Genomic DNA, 1,328 nt, shown 5'->3' with positions numbered 1-1,328 from the left:
CGTGGAAGATGAAGCTGACTTGCGTAAGCTCCCCATTTTAACAAATGCAATCAAACTGAATAATTCATTTCCTATGACAGAAGTTCAAAAAGCTTATCTGTTGGGAAGGTCTACAACGTTCGAAATTGGAGGAGTATCAAATCATATCTACTATGAATTTAAATACGAGACCAAAATTGATATCTCCAAATTAGAACATATAATAAATCTATTAATAAGAAACTACCCCGAATTACGAACAGTTTTTGATACTAATACACTCACGCAAAAATATTTAATGAGTTCCAATGTTGGGACTTACAAAGTAAAATGTGATGAGTATACAAATAATTATGATAAAGGTAAGCTACAGGAATTCACAGACAAGATGTCTCATTTTGTTTACCAACCCAATGAATATCCTCTATTTTCTTTTCATATATCTCGGTTCAAAGATTGCGATATCTTACATTTTAGCATTGATTTGATTCTACTTGATGTAGAAAGTAGACAGAAATTTCTTTCAGATATAACCAGATTGTATTCAAGTAATGAATTAAAGTTGAAAAACCCTGAACTCAATTTTAAGGATTATCAAGATTATGTTTCTCTGTTAAAATACTCAAAGTGGTACAAAAGAGATAAAGCGTATTGGGTTAAAAAAATAGAAAACCTTCCATTAAGACCCATCTTACCATTGAAATTGGATTCTATCTCAATATCAAAACCTAGGTTTGGTAAATCTGAGATTATCATCTCGAAAGAGGTATGGAATAAATTTAAATCGAAAGCGAATAATCATGGTGTTTCCGTTTCCTCTGCCTTACTTTCGATATATGGATATGTTCTATCGCGGTATGCTAATACCTCAAGTTTTTTAATCACACTTACCGTTTTTAACAGATATAGTATACATCCACATGTCAATGACATCTGGGGGGATTTTACCACTACTAATTTATTTGGTTACAAAAGAACACCAGGCTCCATATTGGATAATTTATTATTAACACATCAAAGTTTATGGGAAGATTTGGACCATGGTATGTATAGTGGCATCGAAGTTCAAAGGTGCTTACAAAATCTACAAGGATTAGATCCAAATCAAGCTGTATCTCCAATTGTTTTTACAGGTATCGTAGGGGGAGACAAAACAACTGAAAGTAGTGATAATAATAGACGATATTTCTTAAATAGTTCAGAGGATATTTCTTCTAGAATATGGATTGGGCAAACTTCACAGGCCTGGATTGATCTTCAGGCAGTGGAATCCAAAAATCAATTTCATAGCACCTGGCTGTACGTAGAACAATTATTTGATCAAGGTTTTATAGAAGACTTGAATAATC

The 1,328-nt window shown here is 32.7% G+C and carries 1 protein-coding gene; it reads left to right on the top strand.

Annotated features, from left to right (window positions below; genetic code table 11):
* Positions 1 to 1,328: condensation domain-containing protein (locus AACM45_RS20265; protein WP_339145026.1), on the top strand; the 1,328-nt coding region annotated here is incomplete at both ends.

This window comes from Croceitalea sp. MTPC5 (assembly GCF_036985505.1).
Taxonomy (GTDB): domain Bacteria; phylum Bacteroidota; class Bacteroidia; order Flavobacteriales; family Flavobacteriaceae; genus Croceitalea.
The sequence above is the reverse complement of the archived record's forward strand: the minus strand, read 5'-3'. Positions and strand labels throughout refer to the sequence as shown.